The 501-nt window shown below is 61.5% G+C and carries 1 protein-coding gene; it reads right to left on the minus strand.

Annotation, left to right across the window (positions count from 1 at the left end):
* Positions 1–501 (minus strand): phosphopantetheine-binding protein (locus E5J99_RS21100; RefSeq protein ID WP_135499769.1); only part of this gene is annotated, 501 nt, incomplete at both ends.

Consider the following 501-nt stretch of genomic DNA (forward strand, 5'->3'; position numbering starts at 1 on the left):
CCACCGGCGTTTCGGCTACCGAAGCGTAGTGCTGGCACCAGCCACCGGCTGCATCCGACGCGAAGCGCAGGCGCAACGCGTCGTGGTGGGCCAGCAGCTGGGCCAGGCTTTGCCGCAACAATTCCTCTGTTAGCCGCTCCCTGCTTGACAGGAGAATTGACTGATTATAATGATGCTGGTCGACTGATGTACGACCAAAATATTCGTGTTGAATAGGGCTGAGCTCGACAGCACCCATAGCCGGCGACTGGTCGATTTGCCGCGTGAGCACTTGGGCGTGCTCAGCCAACTCGTTCAGCACAGGCGTGCGCAGTACATCGCTTACTTTCAGGCTGTAACCGGCTTGCTTCAAGCGGGATACTACCATTACGGCTTTAATAGAGTCGCCGCCGAGGTCGTAGAAGTTGTCGTGGCGGCCGATGGGCTCGCGGCGCAGCACGCCGGCCCACACCTGGGCCAGCCGGGTCTCGACCTCCCCGCGCGGGGCCTGGTAGTGCGCCT

Origin of the sequence: Hymenobacter elongatus (assembly GCF_004745955.1) — a bacterium.
GTDB lineage: Bacteria > Bacteroidota > Bacteroidia > Cytophagales > Hymenobacteraceae > Hymenobacter > Hymenobacter elongatus.